The sequence below is a fragment of the Streptomyces sp. NPDC086835 genome, from assembly GCF_044745705.1.
Taxonomy (GTDB): domain Bacteria; phylum Actinomycetota; class Actinomycetes; order Streptomycetales; family Streptomycetaceae; genus Streptomyces.
Window position 1 is genome coordinate 88,022 of record NZ_JBIVAU010000014.1, and the last position, 19,540, is coordinate 107,561.

At 69.3% G+C, this 19,540-nt stretch carries 12 protein-coding genes, 1 tRNA gene and 1 rRNA gene; 3 read left to right on the forward strand and 11 right to left on the reverse strand.

The window, feature by feature from the left end; genetic code table 11:
- Window positions 1-41 precede the first annotated feature (41 nt).
- Together ACIPJI_RS33390 and ACIPJI_RS33395 are read left to right on the forward strand one after the other, a co-directional pair.
- A complete protein-coding gene (locus tag ACIPJI_RS33390; protein WP_356621835.1) occupies window positions 42-845 on the forward strand; it encodes a DNA-formamidopyrimidine glycosylase family protein in 804 nt (267 codons plus the stop codon).
- Window positions 846-926: 81 nt separating this feature from the next.
- Entirely contained in the window at window positions 927-1,688 is a 762-nt protein-coding gene (locus tag ACIPJI_RS33395; RefSeq protein ID WP_402250612.1) for an SDR family NAD(P)-dependent oxidoreductase, read from the forward strand.
- Between the two features lie 288 nt (window positions 1,689-1,976).
- Here the strand turns inward: ACIPJI_RS33395 and ACIPJI_RS33400 are convergent, their stop codons facing one another.
- The 9 genes from ACIPJI_RS33400 to ACIPJI_RS33440 all read right to left on the reverse strand — a co-directional run bounded on the left by ACIPJI_RS33400 (window position 1,977) and on the right by ACIPJI_RS33440 (window position 16,205).
- Window positions 1,977-2,447, reverse strand: coding sequence for a DNA starvation/stationary phase protection protein (locus tag ACIPJI_RS33400; protein WP_356621831.1), 471 nt, complete (start codon window positions 2,445-2,447; stop codon window positions 1,977-1,979).
- Between the two features lie 180 nt (window positions 2,448-2,627).
- Window positions 2,628-3,008 carry a helix-turn-helix domain-containing protein gene (locus ACIPJI_RS33405; protein ID WP_005311156.1) on the reverse strand — a complete coding sequence of 127 codons (381 nt, stop codon included), beginning with the start codon at window positions 3,006-3,008 and terminating at the stop codon, window positions 2,628-2,630.
- Window positions 3,009-3,117: 109 nt separating this feature from the next.
- Complete coding sequence (locus ACIPJI_RS33410; protein ID WP_402250614.1) at window positions 3,118-3,627, reverse strand: CinA family protein; 510 nt, start codon at window positions 3,625-3,627, stop codon at window positions 3,118-3,120.
- The gene (gene pgsA, locus ACIPJI_RS33415; protein ID WP_159686267.1) at window positions 3,624-4,289 is read right to left on the reverse strand and encodes a CDP-diacylglycerol--glycerol-3-phosphate 3-phosphatidyltransferase; all 666 of its coding nucleotides are present in this window, start codon (window positions 4,287-4,289) and stop codon (window positions 3,624-3,626) included. Before pgsA ends, ACIPJI_RS33410 begins: the two co-directional genes overlap by 4 nt.
- A complete protein-coding gene (gene rimO / locus ACIPJI_RS33420; RefSeq protein WP_307708604.1) occupies window positions 4,286-5,782 on the reverse strand; it encodes a 30S ribosomal protein S12 methylthiotransferase RimO in 1,497 nt (498 codons plus the stop codon). Before rimO ends, pgsA begins: the two co-directional genes overlap by 4 nt.
- A gap of 72 nt (window positions 5,783-5,854) precedes the next feature.
- Complete coding sequence (locus ACIPJI_RS33425) at window positions 5,855-6,679, reverse strand: helix-turn-helix domain-containing protein (protein WP_402250616.1); 825 nt, start codon at window positions 6,677-6,679, stop codon at window positions 5,855-5,857.
- 190 nt (window positions 6,680-6,869) lie between these two features.
- Complete coding sequence (locus ACIPJI_RS33430) at window positions 6,870-9,629, reverse strand: DNA translocase FtsK (RefSeq protein WP_402250617.1); 2,760 nt, start codon at window positions 9,627-9,629, stop codon at window positions 6,870-6,872.
- A 149-nt stretch (window positions 9,630-9,778) separates the two neighbouring features.
- Complete coding sequence (locus tag ACIPJI_RS33435) at window positions 9,779-10,462, reverse strand: response regulator (protein WP_356621828.1); 684 nt, start codon at window positions 10,460-10,462, stop codon at window positions 9,779-9,781.
- A gap of 274 nt (window positions 10,463-10,736) precedes the next feature.
- On the reverse strand, window positions 10,737-16,205 hold the full coding sequence (locus ACIPJI_RS33440; protein WP_402250619.1) for a HAMP domain-containing protein: 5,469 nt from the start codon (window positions 16,203-16,205) through the stop codon (window positions 10,737-10,739).
- A 269-nt stretch (window positions 16,206-16,474) separates the two neighbouring features.
- Here ACIPJI_RS33440 and ACIPJI_RS33445 point away from each other — a divergent pair, with 269 nt between their 5' ends.
- A complete protein-coding gene (locus ACIPJI_RS33445) occupies window positions 16,475-19,123 on the forward strand; it encodes a SpoIIE family protein phosphatase (RefSeq protein WP_356621825.1) in 2,649 nt (882 codons plus the stop codon).
- Between the two features lie 86 nt (window positions 19,124-19,209).
- Here ACIPJI_RS33445 and ACIPJI_RS33450 read toward each other — a convergent pair.
- Window positions 19,210-19,282: transfer RNA gene (locus ACIPJI_RS33450), tRNA-Thr, on the reverse strand.
- A 174-nt stretch (window positions 19,283-19,456) separates the two neighbouring features.
- A 5S ribosomal RNA gene (rrf, locus tag ACIPJI_RS33455) occupies window positions 19,457-19,540 on the reverse strand; the annotation flags it as partial.

Below are 19,540 nucleotides of genomic sequence, written 5' to 3' on the forward strand. Positions count from 1 at the left end.
CCGCACCCGCCCGGCCCGCCCCGTCGCGCATCATGGGTGCCATGCCCGAAGGAGACACCGTCTGGCTGACCGCCCACCATCTGCACGAGGCACTGGCCGGCCAGGTCCTGACCCGTTCCGACCTCCGTGTCCCGCGCTTCGCCACGGCGGACCTGACCGGCCGGACCGTCCTGGACGTGACGCCGCGCGGCAAGCATCTCCTCACCCGGTTCGAGGGCGGGCTGACCCTGCACTCGCATCTCGGCATGGACGGCTCATGGCGGGTGTACGACGTGAGTGCGCGCTGGAGCGGCGGTCCGTCGCACCAGATCCGCGCGATCCTGGGCAACGCTGTGCGCACCGCCGTCGGATATCGCCTGCCCGTCGTCGAACTGCTCCGTACCGCGGAAGAGGAGGAGGCCGTCGGCCATCTCGGGCCCGACCTCCTCGGCCCGGACTGGGATCCCCGGCGGGCGGTGGCGAACCTGCTCGCCGACCCCCTCCGGCCGCTCGGGGAGGCTCTCCTCGACCAGCGCAACCTCGCCGGGATCGGCAATGTCTACAAGTCGGAGCTGGCCTTCCTGGCCCGCGTCACACCATGGCTGCCGGTCGGCGAGCTGCCGGCGGGCATTCCCGAGCGGCTGGTGGCCACCGCGCAGCGGCTCCTCGAGGCCAACAAGCGGCGCTTCGACCGGCGCACCATGACCAGCGGCCGCAATCCGTCCCAGAAGCTGTACGTGTACGGACGCGAGGGCCGCCCCTGCCCACGCTGCGGTACGCCTGTGCGCAAGGCCGACCAGGGTGACGCGGGGCGTGAGCGTCCGACCTACTGGTGCCCGCGCTGTCAGACCGGCCCCACCACCTGACGAAACGCACCTGCCTCCGGAAGAAGAGCCAAGCGACACAAGCAGTTGACGGTCCGTCAGATATGGTCGTACGTTCCCCGCATGGCCCTCACGGCGTACGACCTCACCGGCCGCACCGCTTTCGTCACCGGAGCGGCAGGCGGGATCGGTCGCGCCTGTGCCGTGCTGCTCGCCGAGGCGGGAGCGATGGTCCACTGCGCCGACCTGGACGGGAACGGCCTCGCCGGGACCCTCTCCCTGATCGAGTCCACCGGGGGCAAGGTCCACACGCACACCCTCGACGTCACCGACCGCACCGCCCTCGAAGCGGCGGTCGCGAGCGCGGACCGCCTCGACATCATGGCCGCCGTCGCCGGGATCATGCACACGAGCCGGGTCCTCGAGACCCGCGACGAGGACCTGGACCGCGTCATGGCCGTCAATTTCAAAGGCGTGCTGTACGCGTGCCGGGCGGCGGCCCGCGCCATGATCCCGGCGGGCGGCGGCTCCATCGTCACGATGGCCTCCGGCGCGGTGGACGCGGCCACCGCCGGCCTGCTCTGCTACAGCGCGTCCAAGGCCGCCGTCGTCCAGCTCACCAGGACGCTCGCGACCGAACTCGGCCCGCACGGGATCCGTGTGAACGCGGTCGCCCCGGGCTGGGTCCGCACACCGATGACCGACCGTCATGAGACCGGCCTGCAGCACAGGACGGAGACCGCGATGGCGCGGTCGTCACCCCTCGGCCGCGTGGGCGAGCCCGCGGACATCGCCCATACCGTTCTTCATCTGGCTTGCGACGCCTCGTCGTTCACGACGGGTCAGATATGCCGTCCGAACGGGGGCGTCGTGATGCCCTGGTAGCCCGGCGGGCCGCGGTCGCATGGACCGGGAGCAGGCTGAGCCCCCAACCACTCGCGGCCACCGCCCCTTCGACGACGCCGGAGTGCTCCGGGACGAGGGTGAGTCGAAGCACGGCCCACCACCACAAGCCGCCCACCACGAGTCCGAGCGCGACAACGGACACGAGGACCGCCCCGCGTACTGCCATGGCTGCCTCCTCCGGCCCACGCTAATGCGACGCACCGGGCCGCGGGGAGGGCGCACGGTTGGGCGACCCGGCGCGCGCGGGCAGCGATCGCGCGCTCGACGTCACGCGTTCTCCGCTTGGAACATCCACGCATGCTTCTCGAGGTCCGCGGTGAGCTGGATCAGGATGTCCTGGCTCACCGGGTCCGGCTCGGCGGTCGCCTCGATGCGCTCACGCATGCGTCCGATGACGGCCCCCAGGGAGTCGACCATGGTCCGCACGACATCGACGTCCTTGATCCAGCCCTCGGGAACGGAGCCGATCGCGCTCCGGGCGGCCACTGTCGCCGCCCGCCCGTCAGGCGCCACGCCTATCGCCGACGCCCTCTCCGCGACCATGTCGGAGTGCTGCCGTGCGGTGTCGACGACCTCGTCGAGCTGCAGGTGCACGGACCTGAAGCGGGGGCCGACCACGTTCCAGTGCACCTGCTTGGCCACCAGGCCGAGGTCCACCAGATCCACCAGCGCACCCTTCAGCGCATCGCCGACCGTCTTGAGGTCCGCATCGGACAGAGTGCTCTTCACGACAGACATGCACGTCCTCCACTCGGTTCGCCGACTACCGTCCACGATTACATAACTACCGAAAAGAGCCATTCGGGACAGACGGTCAAGCGGGGTGCCTGCCCAAGCGAAAGGCCCTGACCGGTATCGAGTACCGGTCAGGGCCCAGCTCAAACAGAAATGCCGTGCGGGATGGTGCAGGACCTGCGATCAGGCGGCGACGACGTCGACCGCTTCCGCGGGTGCCTTGATCGTCACGCGCTCCGTCGGCACACCTGCCACCGACGTCACGGAGACGGAGCCCAGCATGGGACGTACCGGTGCGGGCACCTCGCCGGCGGCTGCCGACTCGGCCAGTTCGGCCAGCGACAGTTCGTCGCTCACTTCACGCATGAGCTCGGACATCCGTACGTCAAGCGCGTCGCAGATCGCGGAGAGCAGCTCGGAGGATGCCTCCTTCTGCCCCCGCTCCACCTCGGAGAGATAGCCGAGCGAGACTCGGGCGGACGAGGAGACTTCGCGCAGAGTACGGCCCTGGCGCTGGCGCTGCCGACGCAGCACGTCACCAAGCAGGCGACGGAGCAGAATCATCGGTGGCTCCCTCCTCGGACCGCGTAGCCGCATCCTTCACGCCCCACCGTACCGCCTTGCGCGGCGGCCGTGCGGGGAGCGATGTCGTGTTCACTCAGGGCTGCAAACATCAATTCCCCCCGTTCTGTTCCGTATCCTGTGCGCGCGCGTTCTCGCGCAGTTCCTCGTGCAGCAGCTCCAGCACGCTCCGTACACTCTCTCTACGGATTTCCCCGCGGTCGCCGTTCAACCGCAATGCGGCCACTTTCCCGGCTCCCGCCGGTCCCGCGACAGCCACATATACCGTCCCGACGGGCCGCCCGTCCTGCGGATCGGGACCCGCCACTCCGGTGGTCGCCAGACCCCAGTCGGCACCCATGACGTCCCGGACACCGGCCGCCATCTGCGACGCAACCTGCGGATCGACCGCGCCGCGCTCCGCCAGAAGGACACCGTCGACGCCGAGAACATCCCTCTTGAGAGTGGTGGCGTACGCCGTGACGGAACCGCGGAAGACTTTCGAGGCTCCGGGCACCGAAGTGAGCTCCGCGGCCACGAGACCGCCCGTGAGGGACTCCGCGGCGGCCAGGGTCTGACCACGCTCCGCAAGCAGTGCCAGGACTGCGGCGGCCCCCGTCACTTCGAGGAGCCCGCCCCGGCCCGCTCGGCCGCGAGCCCCTTGCGCCTCAGCACTATCGCCTGCCGCACGTAGTCGAGGCCGGTGACGACGGTCAGCACCACGGCGAGAGCCATCACCCAGAACCGCAGCGTCGCCAGCGGTCCGGTCAGAGCCAGGACGTACATGCCCACAGCGGTGCCCTGCGCGAGCGTCTTCATCTTGCCGCCGCGGCTGGCCGGAATCACCGCGTGTCTGATCACCCAGAACCGCATCAGCGTGATCCCGAGCTCACGGAAGAGGATGACTCCGGTCACCCACCAGGGAAGGTCACCGAGTGCGGAGAGACTGATCAGTCCCGCCGCCATGATCGCCTTGTCTGCGATCGGGTCCGCGATCTTGCCGAAGTCGGTGACCAGGTTGTACGTGCGGGCGAGGTGCCCGTCGAAGATGTCGGTGATCATGGCGACGGCGAACGCCGCCCATGCCCAGGCCCGCCAGGCCGGGTCGTAGCCGCCGTCCTGCAGCAGCAGCACGACGAACGCCGGCACGAGGACGAGCCGCACCATGGTCAGAATATTGGCGATGTTCCACAGGCTGGCCTGATTGACGGCCGCAGCGCCCAGCTTGCCGCCGGGCGCCGGCCTTCCGGTCCCGCCCGCCGCGGATGCCGGCACTCCGGTCATCTGCCCGCCTCCTCGTGAGGGGTCCGGGAGCCGACCCCCAGGACCTCGCAGTACTCGGCCACCAGGTCGACACCCTCGCTGCCCACGACCTTCGCCACGACCATACGACCGGGCTCGAGGCCCTCGCTCGACGTGAAGACGACCTGCCCGTCGGTCTCCGGCGCCTGGTGAGCGGCACGCCCCACCGCGCCGTCCTCGTCGTCGACGGACTCCACCAGTACCTCAAGGGTCTCACCCAGGCGCTCCTCCGCCCGCTGCGCGGTGAGCTCGTCGGCGATGCGCGACATGTGCTCGAGCCGCTCCGCGATGACGTCGGCGTCGAGCTTGCCGTCGTAGGTGACGGCCTCCGTGCCCTCTTCGTCGCTGTATCCGAAGACTCCGACGGCATCCAGGCGCGCGGCCGAGATGAAGCGCTCCAGCTCCGCGAAGTCCGCCTCGGTCTCGCCCGGGAACCCGACGATGAAGTTCGAGCGCACGCCGGCCTGCGGAGCCTTGCCGCGGATGGTCTCCAGCAGCTCCAGGAATCGCTCCGTGTCACCGAAGCGGCGCATCGCCCGCAGCACACCGGGCGCGGAGTGCTGGAAGGACAGGTCGAAGTAGGGAGCGACCTTCGGGGTCGAGGTGAGGACGTCGATCAGCCCGGGACGCATCTCGGCCGGCTGCAGGTAACTGACCCGGACCCTCTCGATGCCGTCGACGGCCGCCAGCTCGGGCAGCAACGTCTCGAGCAGACGGATGTCACCGAGGTCCTTGCCGTACGAGGTGTTGTTCTCGGAGACCAGCATGATCTCCTTGACGCCCTGCTCCGCCAGCCAGCGCGTCTCGCCGAGGACATCGCTCGGACGGCGCGAGATGAAGGAGCCGCGGAAGGACGGGATGGCGCAGAAGGAGCAGCGCCGGTCGCAGCCGGAGGCCAGCTTCACGGAGGCGACGGGGCTCGTGCCGAGCCGCCGCCGCAGCGGCGCGCGCGGTCCGGACTCCGGGGCGACGCCTTCCGGCAGGTCCTCGGGCGCCGGGGCCACCTCGCCGTGGCCCGGCAGTGCCACATCGGTCGCCTGCTGCCGCTCGACGGGGCTCAGCGGCAGCAGCTTGCGCCGGTCGCGGGGGGTGTGCGAGGCGTGGACGCCGCCGCTGAGGATGGTCTGCAGGCGGTCGGAGATGTCGGCGTAGTCGTCGAACCCGAGCACGCCGTCGGCCTCAGGGAGGGCCTCCGCGAGATCCTTGCCGTACCGCTCCGCCATGCAGCCGACGGCGACGACGGCCTGGGTTCTGCCGTGATCCTTGAGATCGTTGGCTTCCAGCAGGGCGTCGACGGAGTCCTTCTTGGCGGCTTCGACGAATCCGCAGGTGTTGACGACGGCGACGTCGGCGTCGGAGGCGTCCTCGACGAGCTCCCAGCCGTCCGCTGCCAAGCGGCCTGCAAGCTCCTCCGAGTCCACCTCGTTACGGGCGCATCCGAGAGTGACAAGGGCGACGGTACGGCGTTCGGGCATGAGCTCAAGACTACTTTGTCCCGGCGCGGGCCCCGGCCGCGAGGGTCGGGGCACGTGCCGGGACGAAAGGGCTCAGCCGACCTCGGGGTCACCCTTCGTGTAGGAGAGCCGTTCGACGCCGCCCATCTTGAATTCGTCCTGGACCTTCTTGCCGTTCACGAACAGCTCGATCGCGCCGGCGTTGCCGAGGATCAGGTCGACGCGCTCGTCGTCCTGGAAGGTCTTGGTCTCACCCTTGAGGAGCAGGCCGTCGAAGAGCACCTTGCCGTTGTGCGATTTGGCGGAGATCCAGCTCTTGTCGCTGGTGGCGGACAGCTTCACCGTGACCTTGTCCTTCGGCAGGGCCGCGATGGCACTGTCCGAGGGGTCGGGCTTGGGGTCGGCGGGCTTGGTCGTCCGGGCGTCGGTGGGAGTGGGCTTCGTGCCGGACGCGGGGCCTTCCGCGACATTGCCGCCGCTGCTGCTCTCTGAGTCACTGAAGAGCGTGAAGCCGGAGAAGCCGACCACGGCGACGATCGCCGCGACCATGGCCGCGGTCCAGTTGGGGCGGCGCCGCTCGGGGCGGATGCGCTCGGCTTCGAACAGTGGGGCGGCAGATGTCGGGGCCGGGCGGCCGCCGTGCTCGTCGTCGAACTGTTCGACGAGCGGTTCGGGGTCGAGTCCGACGGCGCGCGCGAGCATACGGATGTGCCCGCGGGCGTACACGTCGCCGCCGCAACGGGAGAAGTCGTCCTCCTCGATCGCGTGCACGATGGGGATGCGCACCCGGGTGGAGGTACTGACCTCGTCAACAGTGAGGCCTGCGCCGACACGCGCCTGCTGGAGCACGTGGCCGATCGAAGGCCGGTCGTCTTCGACTGAAGGCCGGTCGTCTTCGGGGGAGTTGCCGATGGACACGGGGGCGCCTTTCGAGCGTGTAACCACCTGCTGGAGGTTCAGTCTATGGGTGGTACGAAAGGGTGGGGCAACCGGGCGGTGGAGCTTTGTACGCCATCGGAATGGCCGGGCGGTCCCGGGGTCGGGACATCTGTACATCCCTCCCTCCAACTTGACGTACGACCAAGGGAAACGGTTGCCCGCCAATCCCTTACGAGTGAGTCTCTCCCCGGATCACGGCGAGCACTCCATCCAGTTCGTCCGGTTTCACGAGAACGTCACGGGCCTTTGAGCCTTCGCTGGGGCCGACGATGTTCCGCGACTCCATGAGGTCCATCAGCCGTCCCGCCTTCGCGAAACCCACGCGCAGCTTGCGCTGCAGCATCGACGTCGAGCCGAACTGCGTGGAAACGACGAGTTCGGCGGCCTGGCAGAGCAGATCGAGATCGTCGCCGATGTCCTCGTCGATCTCCTTCTTCTGCTTCGTGCCGACGACCACGTCGTCCCGGAAGACCGGGGCCATCTGGTCCTTGCAGTGGCGGACGACCGCGGCGACCTCTTCCTCCGTCACGAAGGCGCCCTGCATGCGGGTGGGCTTGTTGGCGCCCATGGGCAGGAAGAGGCCGTCGCCCTTGCCGATCAGCTTCTCCGCGCCCGGCTGGTCGAGGATGACCCGGCTGTCGGCGAGGGAGGATGTGGCGAAGGCGAGCCGGGAGGGCACGTTCGCCTTGATCAGGCCGGTGACGACGTCGACCGACGGCCGCTGGGTGGCCAATACCAGATGGATGCCCGCCGCGCGCGCCAGCTGCGTGATGCGGACGATCGCGTCCTCGACGTCACGCGGCGCGACCATCATGAGGTCGGCCAACTCGTCCACGATGACCAGCAGGTAGGGATACGGCTGGAGCTCGCGTTCGCTGCCCTCCGGCGGCTTGACCTTGCCGCTGCGTACGGCCTGGTTGAAGTCGTCGATGTGGCGGAAGCCGTAGGCGGCGAGGTCGTCGTAGCGAAGGTCCATCTCGCGCACGACCCACTGCAATGCCTCCGCGGCCCGCTTGGGGTTCGTGATGATCGGCGTGATCAGGTGCGGGATGCCCTCGTAGGCGGTGAGCTCGACCCGCTTGGGGTCGACCAGCACCATCCGTACGTCCTCCGGCGTCGCTCTTATCATCACGGAAGTGATCAGGCAATTGATGCAGGAGGACTTGCCGGAGCCGGTGGCGCCCGCGACCAGGACGTGCGGCATCTTCGCCAGGTTGGCCATCACATAGCCGCCCTCGACGTCCTTGCCGAGCGCCACGAGCATCGGGTGGTCGTCCTCCGCGGCGTCCGCGAGGCGCAGCACGTCGCCGAGGTTGACCATCTCGCGGTCGGTGTTGGGGATCTCGATGCCGACGGCGGACTTGCCGGGGATCGGCGAGATGATCCGCACGTCGGGGCTGGCGACCGCGTACGCGATGTTCTTGGTCAGGGCGGTGATGCGCTCGACCTTCACGGCGGGGCCGAGTTCCACCTCGTACCGCGTGACCGTCGGACCGCGGGTGAAGCCGGTGACGGCGGCGTCGACCTTGAACTCCATGAACACGTTGGTCAGCGACGCCACGACCGCGTCGTTCGCGGCGCTGCGGGTCTTGCCCGGGCCGCCTCGCTCGAGCAGGTCGAGCGAGGGCAGCGAGTAGGTGATGTCGCCCGACAGCTGGAGCTGCTCGGCCCGCGGCGGCAAGGGCTGGGACTCGTCGGGCGCCGGCTTCGTCAGGTCGGGCACGGCCCCCTTCGCCTCGGGTGCCTTCTGCCCGCGGCGGGGTGTCTCGGGTTCGCGTGCGGTGGGGACGGGCGAGGCGGCACGCTGCCGCTCGGCGGTGACGTCCCGGGTGAGGTCGGCGACGAGCGGCGAGGGCGGCATGCCGTTCAGTACGGCTCCGTCGAGCGCGGCTGCCGCGGCTGCGGCAACGTCCACCGCGTCCATCTCCCTGCCGAGGGCCGGCTGGGCCGACGGCCTGCGCGGGCGGCGGCGCCGGGTGAGGGCCTCCTCCTCGGCCACGTCCGGGTCGGGTTCCGCGGCTGCGCGGCCACGGCCGGCGGAGCGGCCCGGGCGGGCGGGCAGAGCCTCGCGCCACTGTTCGTCGTACCGCTCGTCGTCGGTGTCGGCGTCGGGGCCTGGCAGCGGCTCGATGAGGCCGAGCTTGGAGCCGAGCAGCCGCAGTCGCTGCGGGATGGCGTTGACGGGCGTGGCGGTGACCACGAGCAGGCCGAAGACGGTGAGCAGTACGAGCAGCGGCACCGCGAGCACCTCGCCCATGGCGAAGATCAGCGGTTTGGACACGGCCCAGCCGATCAGGCCGCCCGCGTCCTGGATCGCTTCGGTGCCTTCGCCGCGGCCGGGCGAGCCGCACGCCATGTGGACCTGACCGAGCACACCGAGGACCAGCGCGGAAAGGCCGATGACGATACGGCCGTTGGCCTCCGGCCGCTCCGGGAAGAGGATCAGCCGTACGGCGATCGCGCCCAGCAGTATCGGCGCGAGCAGGTCGAGCCTGCCGAAGGCGCCGGTGATGAGCATTTCGACGAGATCGCCGACGGGGCCGCGCAGATTCGACCAGGTGCCCGCCGCGACGATCAGCGCCAGGCCGAGCAGCAGCAGAGCAAGCCCGTCCTTGCGGTGCGCCGGGTCGAGGCCCTTGGCTCCCCGCCCTATGCCGCGGAACATCGCTCCGACGGCGTGCGCGATCCCCAGCCAGACGGCGCGCACCAAGCGGTACACACCCCCGGTGGGAGACGGTGCGGGCTTCGGCGCGGCCGCCTTCTTGGTCGCCGCCCTCTTCGCCGGTGCCTTTTTCGGGGGCACAGCCTTCTTGGCTGCGCTCTTCTTGGCGGGCGCTGCTTTCTTCGCGGCGCCGGTCGTACGGCCGGCGCGCGGCTTCGCGGTGCCCGCCGTGCCCTGGGAACCCTTGCCGGACGTACGTGAGGCCATGGTGGTGAGGTTACCGGTGTCGACCGCAGCGGACACGTGTGCCCACTGCTTCACCCGTTCGTGTCGTTACAGATGATGCGCAGAACTGACGTGGCCTCAAGCGCCGGTCGGGCGCCCGTGGGTGCCTGACGCCCGGCGCCGGACCGGCGCTAACTCTGCGAGGGGAGGGTCGGCGAGCCGCCGCCCGTGCCAGGTTCGAGGGCGTCAAGAGCCCTGCGCAGTCCGGTGAGTTTGCGCTCGAGGTGGGCGGCCGTGGCCACTGCCGCCGCGTCCGCCGAGTCGTCGTCGAGCTGCTTGGAGAGGGCCTCTGCCTGCTCCTCGACGGCGGCGAGCCGCGCGGACAGTTCGGCGAGGAGACCCGCGGATTCCCGGCCGGCTCCCGTTTCCGCCCGGTTGCCGCCCTCGAGCTGGAGCCGCAGCAGCGCCGCCTGCTCCCGCAGTTGGCAGTTCTTCATATAGAGCTCGACGAAGACGGAGACCTTCGCGCGCAGCACCCACGGGTCGAACGGCTTGGAGATGTAGTCCACGGCGCCCGCGGCATAGCCACGGAAGGTGTGATGGGGGCCGTGGTTGATCGCGGTCAGGAAGATGATCGGAATGTCCCGCGTCCGCTCCCGGCGCTTGATGTGCGCGGCGGTCTCGAATCCGTCCATTCCAGGCATTTGGACATCCAGCAGAATGACCGCGAAGTCGTCCGTCAGCAGCGCCTTGAGCGCTTCCTCCCCTGACGATGCCCGCACCAGCGTCTGATCGAGCGCTGAGAGAATGGCCTCCAACGCGAGCAGATTCTCCGGCCTGTCATCGACCAGGAGGATCTTGGCCTTCTGCACCATGCCCCGTCCTCCTCGCCCCGGCATGGGGTCTCCCCAGCTCGATGAGCCGGGGGACGCACCGGGCGCCGCCCCAGGGGACGACTCTCTTGCGCCGCCCGTCCTTGTGCCGGTCATCGTAGCCGCACCCCGCCCGTCGCCACACCCTGTCACCGTGATGTCACTGTGCACGTACCGCAAACGTGGGGGGAGACCGGATAGTTCCCCGGATACTGCCCTCTCACACGCCTCCGGCCAAAGTCGATCAGGGACTCGCACACAATCACACGACCTGCTGTCACTTCTCGCGCATCCACTGCTCCATCACCGACAGAAGGTGATCCGGATCCACCGGCTTGGTCACGTAGTCGGATGCTCCCGACTCGATGGCCTTCTCCCGGTCGCCCTTCATGGCCTTCGCCGTGAGCGCGATGATCGGCAGGCCGGCGAACTGGGGCATCCGCCGGATCGCCGTGGTCGTCGCGTACCCGTCCATCTCCGGCATCATGATGTCCATCAGTACGACAGTCACATCATCATGCTGCTCCAGGACTTCGATGCCCTCCCGGCCGTTCTCCGCATACAGCACCGACAGCCCGTGCTGCTCCAGAACGCTGGTGAGCGCGAAGACGTTGCGGATGTCGTCGTCGACGATCAGGACCTTCTCGCCGTCGAAGGTGAACACCCGCCGCTGATCCGGGCCCTCCTGCTCGCCGGCCGCCCACGGCTCCTGGCCGGGCGTCTCCCCCGGCTGCCCCGCGCCCCGCGACGGCTCCAGGGCCGCCGCCTGGGCCTTGCGGCGCCGCCGCAGCAGGGCCGCAGGGCCGGTGGGAGCCGCCTGGGTCGGCTGCGGCCGCACCTGCGCCCCGCCGTCCTCCGCGACACCCTCCTCGCCCGGACGGTTACCGACGCCGCCCGGTCCGAGCTGCGGGTAGCCCTGCGGCGGCAGTTCGCTCGGGTGGAGCGGCAGATACAGGGTGAACGTCGAACCGCGCCCCGGCTCGCTCGCCGCGTGGATCTCGCCACCGAGCAGCCGCGCGATCTCCCGGCTGATCGACAGTCCGAGGCCCGTACCGCCGTACTTACGGCTGGTCGTCCCGTCGGCCTGCTTGAACGCCTCGAAGATCACCCGCATCTTGCCGGCAGCGATCCCGATGCCCGTGTCGGTCACGGAGAAGGCGATCAGATCCCCGTCCGGGTCGCGCAGCGATCCCGCCTCCAGCAGCTGCTCGCGGATCGACTGCGGCACATCCGCGCCGGCCGGCCTGATCACCAGCTCGACCGCACCGCTGTCGGTGAACTTCACCGCGTTCGACAGCAGATTGCGCAGCACCTGAAGCAGCCGCTGTTCGTCGGTGTGCAGCGTCGCCGGCAGCTCCGGCGAGACACGGACGGAGAAGTCGAGTCCCTTCTCCGCCGTCAGCGGCCGGAACGTCGCCTCGACGTAGTCCACCAGCTGCACCAGCGCGATACGGGTCGGGCTCACGTCCATCTTGCCCGCCTCGACCTTCGACAGGTCGAGGATGTCGTTGATCAGCTGGAGCAGATCGGATCCGGCGCCGTGGATCGTCTCAGCGAACTCCACCTGCTTCGGGGAGAGATTGCCCGCCGCGTTGTCCGCGAGCAGCTTGGCCAGGATGAGCAGGGAGTTGAGCGGCGTCCGCAGCTCGTGCGACATGTTCGCCAGGAACTCCGACTTGTAGCGCATGGAGACCGCGAGCTGTTCCGCCCGCTCCTCCAGCACCTGCCGGGCCTCCTCGATCTCGGTGTTCTTCACCTCGATGTCGCGGTTCTGCTGCGCCAGCAGCTCGGCCTTCTCCTCCAGTTCGGCGTTGGACGCCTGGAGCGCCTTCTGCCGGTTCTCCAGCTCCGCGGAGCGCTCACGCAGCTGCTCCGTCAGCTCCTGCGACTGCTTGAGCAGCACCTCGGTCTTCGTGTTGACGCTGATCGTGTTGACGCTCGTCGCGATCATCTCGGCGATCTGGTTCAGGAAGTCCCGCTGGATCTGCGTGAACGGCTGGAACGACGCCAGCTCGATCACTCCGAGGACCTTCCCCTCGAACAGCACCGGCAGCACGATCACATAGGCGGGCGACGCCTCACCCAGCCCCGAGGAGATCCGCAGGTAGCCCGGCGGAACGTTGACCTGGATGGTCCGCTTCTCCTCCGCAGCCGTCCCGATCAGGGTCTCCCCCGGCCGGAACGACGTCGGCATCAGACCGGCCGAGTACCCGTAACTGCCGCGCATGCACAGCTCGTACGACTCCCCGCCCCCGGTCTCCGAGCCGTTGCCCGCGGGCACGGCCAGGAAGAAGGCGCCGTGCTGCGCCGAGACCACGGGGGTGAGCTCGCTCATGATCAGCGATGCGACGTCGTCGAGATCGCGTCGGCCCTGCATCAGACCCGAGATACGGGCCAGATTGCCCTTGAGCCAGTCCTGCTCCTCGTTCGCGAGGGTGGTGTCGCGCAGGTTGGCGATCATCGTGTTGATGTTGTCCTGGAGCACCTGGATCTCGCCGGCGGCGTCCACATCGATCTTGAGGTTCAGATCGCCGCGGGTTACCGCGGTGGCCACGGCCGCGATGGCACGCACCTGACGGGTCAGGTTCCCGGCCATCTCGTTCACCGACTCGGTCAGGTCGCGCCAGGTGCCGTCGACGTCACGGACCCGTGCCTGACCGCCCAGCTGTCCGTCGGTGCCCACCTCGCGGGCCACCCTGGTGACCTCCTCGGCGAACGAGGAGAGCTGGTCGACCATCGTGTTGATGGTGGTCTTCAGCTCGAGGATCTCGCCCCGCGCGTCGATGTCGATCTTGCGGGTCAGGTCGCCCTTGGCGATGGCGGTGGTGACGGTCGCGATCTGGCGCACCTGACCGGTCAGGTTGGACGCCATCGAGTTCACCGACTCGGTCAGGTCCTTCCAGGTGCCGGAGACACCGGGCACCCGCGCCTGACCGCCGAGGCGGCCGTCGGTGCCCACCTCACGGGCCACCCGGGTCACCTCGTCGGCGAACGACGACAGCGTGCGCACCATCGTGTTCACGGTGTCGGCGAGCTCCGCGACCTCGCCGCGCGCCTCCACCGTGACCTTCTTCGTCAGGTCGCCGTTGGCGACCGCCGCGGAGACACGGGAGATGTTGCGCACCTGGCTGGTCAGGTTGTTGGCCATCAGGTTGACGTTGTCGCTGAGGTCCTTCCAGATGCCCGTCACACCGCGGACCCGCGCCTGGCCACCCAGCACGCCCTCCGTACCCACCTCGCGGGCGACCCTGGTCACCTCGTCCGCGAAGTCGGACAGCTGGTCGACCATCGTGTTGACGGTCGTCACCAGCTCCAGGATCTCGCCCTTGGCGTCGACGGTGATCTTCTTCGACAGGTCGCCCTTGGCGACCGCCGTCGTGACCTCCGCGATGTTGCGCACCTGACTCGTCAGGTTGTTCGCCATGAAGTTGACGGACTGGGTGAGGTCCTTCCAGGTGCCGGAGACGCCCTGCACCTCCGCCTGACCGCCGAGGATGCCCTCGGTGCCCACCTCGCGGGCGACCCTGGTGACCTGCTCCGCGAAGTTCGACAGCTGGTCGACCATCGTGTTCAGGGTGTTCTTCAGCTCGAGGATCTCGCCCCGCGCGTCCACGTCGATCTTCTGCGACAGGTCACCGCGCGCCACCGCTGTGGCGACCTGCGCGATGTTGCGGACCTGCGCCGTGAGGTTCCCGGCCATGCCGTTCACGGAGTCGGTCAGGTCGCGCCACACACCGGCCACGCCCGGCACCTGGGCCTGACCGCCGAGGCGGCCGTCGGTGCCCACCTCGCGGGCGACCCTGGTGACCTGCTCCGCGAAGGCGGAGAGCTGGTCGACCATGGTGTTGATGGTGTTCTTCAGCTCGAGGATCTCGCCCCGCGCGTCCACGTCGATCTTCTGCGACAGGTCACCGCGCGCCACCGCCGTCGTCACCTGCGCGATCTGACGCACCTGCGACGTCAGATTGCCGGCCATGAAGTTGACGGAGTCCGTCAGCTCCTTCCAGGTACCGCTGACGCCGTCCACCCGGGCCTGGCCGCCGAGGCGGCCCTCCGTACCCACGTCCCTGGCCATGCGCGTGACCTGGTCGGCGAAGGAGGAGAGCTGCGCGACCATCGTGTTGACGGTGTTCTTCAGCTCCAGCATCTCGCCCGCGACATCCACGGTGACCTTCTGCGACAGGTCACCGTTGGCCACCGCGGTCGTCACCTGCGCGATGTCACGCACCTGGCCGGTGAGGTTCCGGAACGCGGTGTTCACCGAATCGGTGAGGTCCTTCCACGTACCCGCCGCACCCGGCACCTCGGCCTGACCGCCGAGGCGGCCCTCGACACCGACCTCTCGGGCGACCCGCGTCACCTCGGAACCGAAGGACTGCAGCTGGTCCACCATCGTGTTGACGGTGTTCTTCAGCTCCAGCATCTCGCCCGCGACATCCACGGTGACCTTCTGCGACAGGTCACCGTTGGCCACCGCGGTCGTCACCTGCGCGATGTCACGCACCTGGGTGGTCAGGTTCCGGAAGACGGTGTTCACCGAATCGGTGAGGTCCTTCCACGTACCCGCCGCACCCGGCACCTGCGCCTGACCGCCGAGCAGACCTTCCGCGCCGACCTCGCTGGCGACGCGCGTGACCTCGTCGGCGAACGTCCGCAGCGTCTCGGTCATCTGGTTGATGGTCTCCGCGAGCTGGGCCACCTCGCCCCGCGCGTTGACCGTGACCTTCTGCGACAGGTCACCGTTGGCGACGGCCGTCGTCACCTCCGCGATGCCACGCACCTGGGACGTGAGGTTTCCGGCCATCGTGTTCACCGAATCGGTGAGGTCCTTCCACACACCGGCCACACCGGGAACGGTCGCCTGACCACCCAGCTCACCCTCGGTGCCCACTTCCCGGGCCACCCGGGTCACCTCGGAGGAGAAGGACGACAGCTGGTCGACCATCGTGTTGACGGTGTCCTTCAGCTGAAGCATCTCGCCGGCCACATGAACCGTGACCTTGCGGGACAGATCGCCCTTCGCGACGGCCGTCGTGACGAGAGCGATGTCACGTACCTGCGCGGTCAGCCGGTACGCCATGGTGTTGACCGAATCCGTGAGGTCCTTCCACGAACCGGACATACCGCGCACCTGGGCCTGGCCGCCGAGCTTGCCCTCCGTGCCCACCTCGAGCGCGACCCGGGTCACCTCGTCGGTGAACGCCGACAGCTGGTCGACCAGGCTGTTGACCGTACGCGCGACCTTCAGGAACTCGCCGCGGAGCGGGCGCACCGCCGCAGCCCCGTCCTGGCCGTCCGCGGCGGGCGAACGCAGCTCCATGCGCTGCTCGAGATCACCGTCCGCGACGGCGGACAGCACACGCCCGACCTCGGAGACGGGCCGTGCCAGGTCGTCCACCAGTTCGTTCGCCGCGTCGACGGCCGCCGCCCAGGACCCCTCGCAGGCACCCGTCTCCAGCCGCTCCGTGAGTTTTCCCTCACGGCCGACCATCCTGCGGACTCTCGCGATCTCACCTGTGAGGTGGAGATTCCGGTCGGCGACCTCGTTGAAGACAGCCGCGATCTCGGCCATCACACCGTCGCCGGACACCGTCAGACGGCGGCGGAAATTCCCGTCGCGCATCGTCACAAGCGCCGCCAGCAGCCTGTTCAGGGCCGCCGTATCGACTTCGGTTGTCCCATTGCTCCGGGACCGTCCGCCTTTCGCGCGCGTATCCTTCGCCCGCGCCGTCACGCCAGACTCCACCGTGTCCCTCCCGCAGGGGTTGACCGTTACTGCCTGGGCCGTCTCAGGAAGCCTGCCCAGTGTTTCACCATGCCGGAACCAGGCGATAACAGTTCGGCAGCTTCGCATAGCGTCCCCACCCCCGGAGGGCGGAAACAGCGGCAACCGGCATCCGCTCGGACAGCGAAGGTAAGTAACCTGGCATCCGGCTGTCCAACCGCCCCGGTCCGCCCGGCGGGGGCGGTGTGGTGCGCGTTCTACCACCGGGCACCGGGAGGGGCAGGCCGATCATGGCAGAGCCGGGCGTCGAGACGCGTACGAGGAGTTCTGTGATCACCGCGCGGGCGGCCGCCAGCTTCGACCCTGTCGGGCGGTCCGTCGCGACCGCCCGTGCCTTCGTCCGCGACACCCTCCAGGGGTGGGGATATTCCGACGTCGTGGACGACGCGGTGGTGCTCACCAGCGAGCTCGTCACCAACGCCGTCGTCCACGCGGGAACCTCCGCGGACGTGCTGTGCCTGCGCTCCGAGGACGGCGTGCGCGTCGAGGTCGCCGACCGCTATCCCGAGCGGGAGGTCCCGATACAGGGCGCCGGCCGCGCCATCGCGAACCTCGACAGCGAGAACGGTCGCGGGCTGCTGCTGTGCGCGGCCCTCGCCTCCCGGTGGGGCGTCGAGTACACCCCCACGCACAAGACGGTGTGGTTCCAGCTGGATCTGCCCCAGCGGCCCGTAGGTACCCGGTCCGCCGGCCCGGTCCTGCCCACCGCGATGCTTCCGGTGGCCGAGGAACGGGTACGGGTCGCTGTCGCCCAGATCGATCGCACCGGCTCGATCTCCGCCTGGAACGAGGACGCTGAGCGTCTGTTCGGTTACGCGGCGGACCAGGTCGTCGGCAAGCCGCTCACCGACCTGGCGGCCTGGCCGCAGACTCCGGGCATCGGCACCGGTATCGCCGAGGCCCTTCAGCTCTCCCGCTGGGAAGGCAGCTACGGAATCCGCGGTCTCGACGGCCGTGTCCTCCCGGTTTACGCCTCCCACCTGCGGGTACGGGACGCGGACGGCGAGCCCTCCACGGTCTGCCTCCTGGTGCGCGACGACGAGCGTGCCGTACTGCAGACCCCTCAGCGGACGCCCGACAGCGGCGCGGAGCACCGCAGCACGGACCCGTTCGAGGTCTTCATCGGCTCGCCCGCCCCCGACGACCTCGACGGCCTGCTCCAGCGCACCGTCGAACGGGCCAGGGACATGCTCGACGGCGACGCCGCCTTCCTGCTCCTCGCCACCGACGACGAGACGGAGCTCGAGGTACGGGCCACGACCGGCCTTCCCTCCGCCCGTCAGCGCTTCGCACGCGTCCCCGTGGAAGCTGGCGCGGGGCGCTACGGCTCCGCCCGCATGCCGGCGGTCCACGAGGACCTCACGGCCGTCCCCGGCGCCGTCCCGCTCCTCAACTCCACCGGCATGCGCTCGGTGGTCACCGTGCCGCTGAAGGTCGAGGGCCGGCTCACCGGCTCCCTCGGCGTGGCCGCCGAATCCGCGGGCCGCTACTCCAACGAGGAGGCCCTGCGGCTCCAGTTCGCCGCCGACCGGATCGCGCTGGCCGTCGAATCGGCCCGACTCGGCGAACTTGAGCGGCTGCGTCGCGGCTCCCTTTCCTTCCTCGTCGAGGCCTCCGACCTGCTGGCCGGCACCCTCGACCGGGACCAGACGCTTGCCCTGATGGCGCAGATGACGGTTCCCACGCTCGCCACCTGGTGCGCGGTCTACACGATCGCCGACCAGTCGTCCGAGCCGTACCTCAGCTATGTGCTGCACGAGGACGAAGAACGCATCGACGGCCTCAAGGCCCTCCTGTCGAAGATCGACCCGCCGGACCCCGTCCCGACACCCGGCGCCCGCGTATGGAACGCACCCGCGGAGGCCGCCCAGCGCGCCGCCCTGCTCGCCTCCAAGCGTGAACTGGGTCTCGGCTCCACTCCGCCCGTCTCCTCCGGGATCGGCACAACCTTGGCCACGGCGGCCGCAGTCGGCGGCGAGACCGTCGTCCTGCCGCTCGTGGCCCGTAACCGCGTGATCGGCATGCTGACCCTCGGCAAGCCCTCCGACGACCACTTCCGCCAGGAGATCCTGGAACTGGCCGAGGACCTTTCCCGCCGAGCGGCCCTGGCTCTCGACAACTCCCGGCTCTATTCGGAGCGCGTGGCGATCAGCCAGTCCCTTCAGCGCAGCCTGCTGCCGCCGGAGCTGCCGCTGATCGAGGGCGTCGAGGTGGAGGTCATCTACCGCGCCGCGGGTGAGGGCAACGAGGTCGGCGGCGACTTCTACGACCTGTTCCCCATCCGGGACGGCGCGTACGGCTTCGCCATCGGCGACGTCTGCGGCACGGGCCCCGAGGCCGCGGCCGTGACGGGCCTCGCCCGCCACGCGCTGCGTCTGCTGGCCAGGGAGGGCTTCGGAGGCCCCGCGGTCCTGGAGCGGCTGAATGCGGCCATTCTCGACGAGGGTGCCCGCAGCCGCTTCCTGACGCTCCTCTACGGCGAGTTGTGGCCCCAGGAAGACGGCAGCGCGATTCTCAAGGTCGTGTGCGCCGGCCACCCGCTGCCGCTACGGCTGCGCCAGGACGGCACCGTTGAGCCGGCGGCCGAACCGCAGCCGCTGCTCGGGGTGATGGAGGACCTGGAACTGTACGAGCAGATGGTGACGCTCGATCCGGGCGACGTTCTGCTGTGTGTGACCGACGGCGTCACCGAACGCCGCGAGGGCACGCGCATGCTGGGTGACGACGGCCTGAGCGACGTTCTGACGACCTGCACGGGGCTCACCGCCGGTGCGGTGGCGGCCCGGGTGCTGAGGGCCGTGGAGCGCTTCGCGGCAGAGCCGGCGTCGGACGACATGGCCATCCTGGCGATGCGCGTCCCGGAGCCCCACAACAGTTGACGGCAGCTGGTGGCTGCTGACCGCGTCAGCGAATCGGCACACGAAAAAGGCCCCCGCCTTTCGGCGGGGGCCTTTGTGCTGTCCGGAGCCCCCAAACGGAATCGAACCGTTGACCTTCTCCTTACCATGGAGACGCTCTACCGACTGAGCTATAGGGGCCTGTTGCCCTGCGGCAACGGGATAAAGCATACCCTGCATCCGGGGATGCTCATAACCACCTCCCGAAGCAATCCAGGGCGCCCGGTTCCAGCCTTCCTGGTGCCGGCCTGGGCAGTGCCCCCCTGAACGCAGGAAAGCCCCGCACCAGAGGTGCGGGGCTTTGCCACAATGATTGTTCGGCGGCGTCCTACTCTCCCACAGGGTCCCCCCTGCAGTACCATCGGCGCTGAAAGGCTTAGCTTCCGGGTTCGGAATGTA